7 protein-coding genes are annotated in these 6,915 nt (G+C 33.1%); 3 read left to right on the top strand and 4 right to left on the bottom strand.

Annotation, left to right across the window (positions count from 1 at the left end; translation table 11 throughout):
- Positions 1-150: 150 nt before the first annotated feature.
- Complete coding sequence (locus J5G60_RS15185) at positions 151-993, bottom strand: epoxyqueuosine reductase (protein ID WP_150358588.1); 843 nt, start codon at positions 991-993, stop codon at positions 151-153.
- A gap of 302 nt (positions 994-1,295) precedes the next feature.
- Here J5G60_RS15185 and J5G60_RS15180 point away from each other — a divergent pair, with 302 nt between their 5' ends.
- The gene (locus tag J5G60_RS15180) at positions 1,296-2,039 is read left to right on the top strand and encodes a LysE family transporter (RefSeq protein ID WP_150358587.1); all 744 of its coding nucleotides are present in this window, start codon (positions 1,296-1,298) and stop codon (positions 2,037-2,039) included.
- Positions 2,040-2,067: 28 nt separating this feature from the next.
- Here the strand turns inward: J5G60_RS15180 and J5G60_RS15175 are convergent, their stop codons facing one another.
- Entirely contained in the window at positions 2,068-2,919 is an 852-nt protein-coding gene (locus J5G60_RS15175; RefSeq protein ID WP_150358586.1) for a YitT family protein, read from the bottom strand.
- A gap of 174 nt (positions 2,920-3,093) precedes the next feature.
- Between J5G60_RS15175 and J5G60_RS15170 the strand changes: the two genes are divergently transcribed.
- Both J5G60_RS15170 and J5G60_RS15165 read left to right on the top strand, forming a co-directional pair.
- Positions 3,094-3,798 carry a DUF3298 and DUF4163 domain-containing protein gene (locus J5G60_RS15170; protein ID WP_150358585.1) on the top strand — a complete coding sequence of 235 codons (705 nt, stop codon included), beginning with the start codon at positions 3,094-3,096 and terminating at the stop codon, positions 3,796-3,798.
- A gap of 40 nt (positions 3,799-3,838) precedes the next feature.
- The gene (locus J5G60_RS15165; protein ID WP_150358584.1) at positions 3,839-4,153 is read left to right on the top strand and encodes a rhodanese-like domain-containing protein; all 315 of its coding nucleotides are present in this window, start codon (positions 3,839-3,841) and stop codon (positions 4,151-4,153) included.
- A gap of 89 nt (positions 4,154-4,242) precedes the next feature.
- Here the strand turns inward: J5G60_RS15165 and J5G60_RS15160 are convergent, their stop codons facing one another.
- On the bottom strand, positions 4,243-5,319 hold the full coding sequence (locus J5G60_RS15160; RefSeq protein WP_150358583.1) for a M24 family metallopeptidase: 1,077 nt from the start codon (positions 5,317-5,319) through the stop codon (positions 4,243-4,245).
- Between the two features lie 82 nt (positions 5,320-5,401).
- Positions 5,402-6,805, bottom strand: a complete 1,404-nt coding sequence (locus tag J5G60_RS15155; RefSeq protein WP_207876568.1) for an APC family permease — start codon at positions 6,803-6,805, stop codon at positions 5,402-5,404.
- Positions 6,806-6,915: the final 110 nt, after the last annotated feature.

The following is a 6,915-nucleotide window of genomic DNA, read 5'->3' as shown; positions in this document are numbered from 1 at the left end:
CCCGACTCTTTTTTTTTTGATGCAGAAGAGGTCATACTATATCTATTACGGTCTCTTTTTCTCTGAGATTTTTATAAGAGACATATATTATACCATTTTTCTTTAAAAAAAAGATGGATTTATTTATGAAAACATCCATCCTCCTCTTTATTATAATTTTTGAACAGTTTTAGAACCATGTTCTCTACAGTGCACCCATCCTGCATATTCAGGGTCCTTCTTATTTCTCTTCAGAACCTCTCTTTCACCTAAGTATTTTTTCGCATCATAGCCATATACTTTTCTATCTTCACCTATGGGACAAACTTTTATGCAAACTCCACAGGGATAGCAAAATGCACTTTTAAGCTCAGCATGATATGCTGCACATTTTTTCTTATCCATATCTGCAATAAGATTTTCCGTAGTCTTAAAAGAAGATGTAGGGCAGCATTTTCTACACATTTCACATTTAATACACAGATCTTTTTTCAAAACCGGATCAGGTGGAAGCAGAGCATTTGTTAAAACAGATACCAACCTTACCCTGGGACCAAATTCCTTGGTTATGAGAGTATGATTATATCCAATTGTCCCAAGTCCTGCATATTTCCCCGCCAATACTTGAGAAAAAGCTGCAGCTGGTTTTTCTATGAGGACAGAAATATCCCCATAACAATCTCTTGGAAAAAAGAATGCCTGTTTCTTTTGTACATTCAAATAATTTGAAATTTTATAGGCAGCTTCATCCAGAATCCTGTTAGCTGTATTATATAATTCAGAATACACAACAGAAGGGGTTGTCTCAAGCATAGGTAAATATATCTGCGTGCCAAGTACAATTACACTTTTTACTTCAGGCCATATGTTTTGCGGATAATATTCTGGATCTGTTTCGCCGTATTTTTCCCATCTTTCCACAGGTGCAAATCCAATAAGGTTCATCTGTAACTTCTTCGCCATATTTATAATATTAAATTTTAACTGATAACTTTTGTTTGAAAAATTTAGCATAATTGTCACCTCGTAAATTTTAAATAAGTTCATTCAAAAAAGCCAAGCTTCTTAAAATATAGTAAAATAATACATCCACTACTATACTTAAAAGCTTAGCCTTTAGTTTTTCTAATCAGCTAACATATAACAATTTCTATTGATTTATAATATATGGCACTTCAATCTATTTGTCAACTGTTTATCTTAAAAAACTTGTACAAAATCATTGAAGATATAGTTGGTTAAGAATAAAATAATAACATGCGGATAATGATATAAATATTTTAATTTCAAATATATTATGGGAAGCGATAAATTTTATGTTGACAAATTTATTTAAAGGAATACTTATAGGATTGATAACAGGTATGCCCTTAGGGCCCATCGGAGCTCTATGTCTTAAAAATACCCTGACTTTTGGACGTAGATATGGTTTAATTTCTGGACTTGGATCAGCATTTACAGATAGTATTTACGCCTATCTCGCTGTCATGGGTTTCATGTTGATTGAAAGATTTATTGTGTTACACGAAGAATATCTTCGTATTCTAGGAGGACTCATATTAATTTGTTTCGGTGCTTATCCTTTCGTACATAAGAAGCAAAATAGTGTTTTAAATAAAAACATAGAAGAAATTAATGAAAAAAATACTTCAGCATATCATCACTTATTATTCAGGGCATTTACTTCTACATTTTTAATATCTCTGGCAAATCCGACTACTATTTTTGCGTTCATAGTTATATTTACAGGACTGCATTTATCAAATTTAAAAATAAGCCCCATGAATAAACCTTTTTTAATTCTAGGTGTATTTACAGGGAGCATGGTTTGGTGGTTTGTGCTAGTTTTTACAGCAGGTAAATTCACAACTAAACTTAAAATGAAAAACAAATCACTTATAAATAGAATATTAAATTCCGTAATAATATTGGGAGGAGTAGTAATATTTTTAAGTGCTTTTAACCATTTTAGCCTTAGAAAACTCACACTATTAAATTCAAAATTACTTAAACTATTTTTTAACATCAAATCCAGAATACCTTTCTATAAATATAAATAGAAAGCTATCTTTTTATTCCATATTGTTTTCAAAAAATTTTGGATTTAAAACCCCTTCCTCTCACTTCACTTGCATCCATAATAGACATAACTGCGTTAGCATCTAAATTATGGATAAATCTTTTGGCCTCTTCTACTTGTCTGGAATTCATTATGGAATATATGATCTTTTTTTGAGTTCCAGTATATGCTCCTTCGCCATAAAGGTAAGTAACTCCCCTTCCAAGTTTTTCTACTATAGCTTTTTCTACATCCTCAGTATTACTAGTCACTATGAACATTATTTTTCCCTTATCAAATCCCTCAATCATCTTGTCAACTACTACAGAATACATATACATGGATATCAATGTATATAGGGCAATAGGCAAATTCCCTATAATCATACCTATTGACACTATCACCGCATTGATCCCAAATCCAATTCTTCCTATGGAAATTCCATATTTCTTCTTTACTGCCACCGCTATTATATCTGTGCCACCTTGAGATGCTCTGCATTTGAATACAATTCCAGCCCCAACTCCCGTAAGCATTCCACTGCACAATGCCGATAGAAGTGGATCCGGCAGATAATAAAAATTGTGCACCGTCCTGGTAAAAATTAAAGACAAAGACATGGCTGCCATGCCTATAAAGCTAAAAATTCCAAACCTCCTATCCACGGTTTTAAATCCTACCATAAATATGGGAATGTTTATTGCTATAACAAAATACCCTGAAGGTATTCCCGTTAAATATTGAAATATAATTGCAACACCCGATACTCCACCGCTTAAAAATTTATGGGGTATGATAAACATATTGACTCCAATGGAATATACGACATTTCCTATAATAATTATCAGTATTCTCAATATAATACTTTTTACATTTTTCATATTATTTCTCCATAATCAATAACTTAACTCTATACAGCTGATTTTTCCCATTTTTAATCTCCACTGCAATAGATTATATTGCATATTATTTTAGGTTTAGTAAAATAATTGACACATTAAAAGAGCATTCAGAATAAAATATTATGAAAAGTAATAGCATGAGGAGATTTTAAAGTGCTTTATTTTAATTACCCTGATGACTCCAATTATACATTTAATATTGACGAAAATTGTTTAAAATTCTATAGAAATGATACAGATACCGATTCTGTAAAATTAAGCGAGCAAAAATTATCACCTATTAATTTTAGCATAAATTATCCAGTAATATCAAATGAAAAAGAAATAGAATCCCTTACAAAAATCAATAATCTTATTGCAGATGAAGTAAGCAAACTCTTTAGGAGTCAAGTTCTGCTTCCTGAAATTGTCGACTTTCATGATATACTTGGAAACTATGAAGTAACGCTAAATCAAAAAAATATTCTCAGTATACTTTTTAATATAGGTACTTATATAAACCATGCTGCCCACGGATATACAAAATACTCTTCTATAACAGCTAACACTGAAACAGGACAGGTATATGAGTTTAGTGATCTATTTAATCCTAAAGTATATTATACTAAAGTTTTAAACGATCTGGCAATACAGTATATTAAAGAAAATAATATTGATTTAATAAGTGAATATAAAGGCATAACAGAAGATCAACAGTATTATCTAACTCCTGAAAATCTTGTATTGTATTATCAAATTTACGAATACACACCTTATGTATACGGGCTTTTCAAAATAGAAATCCCATACAATAAAATAACCAATATTATAAGCCCCACAGGTCCCATAGCTAGGCTTACTAGATCGACTGATCCTTAGGTTCAGGTGGAGTTTACATGTAAAAAGAGGGATAGCCATAATGTCACATATAAGAAAAATATCCGGCAGAGAATTGAGAAAGATGCTTGAAAGCAAATTTCCTCCACTTCTAATTGACGTTAGAACCCATAGGGAATTCCACAAAGGACATATAGACAGTAGCAAAAATATCCCCATTGAGAATTTTAAAGATACCATAAAAAAAATAAAACCAGATTTGAATTCTTCCATTGTAGTGTATTGCAAATGTGGTATAAAATCTGCAAAAGCCTCTCATATACTAAAAAAAATGGGATTCAAAAAAATTTACAATTTAGGTGGAATTGAAAACTGGCATCATAGACTTAAACGTTGATTTCATTAAAAAGGGAAATTAAGTTGTATGTCAATAAGAGCAGCTTAATTTCCCTAAAATTTCTTAACTGTATTAAATTCTTTAAAATACTATTCTACTATCATCAAATCTTTCGGATAATGATTTAATACTTCACAGCCATCTTCATTGGCAATTACCAAATCCTCTATTCTCACTCCCACTTCTCCCGGTATATAGATACCAGGCTCAATGGAAAAAATCTGTCCCGGCTGAACCACGTCGGTATTAGCTGAAGAAACATCCCCGAAATCATGATCCTCTATTCCTATAGAATGTCCTAATCTATGGGTGAAATATTTTCCGTAGCCTTTTTCTGTTATATAATCTCTAGCTGCAGCATCTATATCGCAAAACCTGACTCCTGCTTTAGCTTTTTCTATTCCCCTCTTATTTGCCTCTAAAACTATATTGTAAACTTCTCTACTGTGTTCTGGTGCATATTTATAGAAAACAGTTCTAGTCATATCTGAACAATAGGAATCTTTTTTACAGCCAATATCAATGACTACACTGTCTCCTTCTTTTACAGTTGAATCATCCATTACATGGTGTGGATCTGCTGCATTTGCGCCATAGCCTACAATTGGATCAAAGGAATGACCTTCTGCTCCCAGCTCTTCCCATATATCAGAAAGTATTTTCCCCATTTTCTTTTCAGAATACTTTTTTGGAATAAGCTTAATCATCCTGTCTATAGCAATATCATTTAACTTGGAAGAATTTCTCATCAATTCCTTTTCTTTTTCATCTTTACACATTCTCACCCTGTCAATAATTTCTGAAGCATTTACAAACGCACTTCCAGCTTTCAATTCCATTAATTTGATCAAAAAATGTGAAGCCCAATTTTTATCGATACCCATAGGTTTATCTTTTTCAACATATTTTGAAAGAATTTCTACAGGCTTCTGAACATCATTATAGTATATAATATCTACTCCTAAATCTTCACTTATAGGAAACAATTCATTTACAAATAATCTGTTGTTTCCCTTTAAGTTTACATAGAGTACCAACATCCTCTCGCCAGGCAAAATCCACTTTCCTGTAAGGTAGAATATAGCAGATGGATCTGAAATTATCATCTGAGGTAATTTTTCTTCCTCCATGAGCTTTAAAACTTTTTTAAGTCTTTCTTGTATCATTGTAAATCCACTCCTAGGTTAAATTATTATTTTTAATTTTCTATATTCAATAGAAGATTAAATTTCAACTTTCACTATTAAACTAACCCTGTTTAAATCCAGTCCTTTTTACAAAGTTATTCCAGATGGCAATTCCGCTAAATATTACAATCAGCGCCCCACCTATCATTTCAACTTCATATATTACATTTTCCTTCAGGCTCGGCATAACCGGTGTCGCCGATAGGACAATACCCAATGATACCACTACTAGAACTACATATGCTATATTGACTGCCATGCTGTTTTTCTTAGAGATTTCATAAGGTCTTTCTTCATTAGGTCTTGTCTTTCTGAGTCTAATATATGAAGTAAGCAGCAGTACATAGGGAAATAACGCAGTAAGCGCAGTCATAGTGACAAGTACGTTATATATAGTATCGACTGAAGGCAGCAGAGATGTAGCAAGCAATATTACTGTCACTATGACTGCCTGCAAATAAACCGCCTTTGTGGGTATGTTGTGTTCATTGACTTCAGTAAATGATTTGGAAAATATCCCCTTATTGACGCTTCCGAAAAGCATCTTTATTGGCGAAGCAATATAGAGTATTATAGCTCCAAGAATTGAAAGGGATATTCCAAGTGCAACGAGCTTTATGAACCAGCTTCCAATTCCAAGATTGGCTGCAACCTGTGAAAGTGCTACAAGTACGCCCTGTGAAGCAGTTATCTTATCTGTAGGAAGAACAAGGGTTATTGCAATTGAACCCAGGACATAAAGGCCTGCCACAAAAGCCGCAGCAATCAGTATAGCTTTGGGGAAATTTTTCTTTGGATTATCCATTTCCGTCACAAAATTAGCTGTAGTTTCAGCGCCAGCAAGAGCAAACATCACAGAAGAAATAGCAGCAAATGAATTCACGTCCATTTTGGGCATCATTGTCTGAACTGTGTAAACAGATGCAGGTTTATGTCCAAATATGAGAACAGATATGAATGCCATGGCAATCAACAGTATTGTAGGAACAGTTGACCCCAGTGCTCCAATATTCGTAAATATCTTTCCAAAAGCCATACCTTTTGTACTTATTACCGATAAGATCCAGAAAATAACCAGGGACGCTGCCATTACAAATATTTTATTTTCTGCCAGAGCAGGTTGTCCTATTGCATAGGATACGTTTACCATTAAAAATGTTAAAAAAGAAGTATACCAGAATATCTTTGCCGTCCAATTCAACCAGGATACCATAAAACCCTGCTTGTCTCCATAGGCTTCTTTTACCCATTCATAAAGTCCGCCGTCCCGCGGATACGTTGCCGCAAGCTCGGCACAGATAAGGGCAATTGGTACAAAGAAAATAAAAGTAAAAATCACCCACACCGGGATTGCACCTAAGCCCAGCCCGAAACTAGATGCCGTAGATTTGGCAATCCACCTTATTCCAAAAAGTGCCGACACATTCATAAAAACTAAATCCCATAATCCGATTTTGTTTTTCATTTTTTGTCCTCCTTTAGTACAGTAAATAATAATTTAATAATCTGAAAATTACAATACAATATTACCATACTTTTTTCGATATGTACATATATTTTTTAATTATATAGTAA

The organism is Clostridium sp. HV4-5-A1G (assembly GCF_900184915.1).
GTDB lineage: Bacteria > Bacillota > Clostridia > Clostridiales > Clostridiaceae > Clostridium_B > Clostridium_B aromativorans.
Note: the sequence above shows the minus strand (reverse complement) of the source record. Positions and strands in the feature narration are given on the sequence as shown.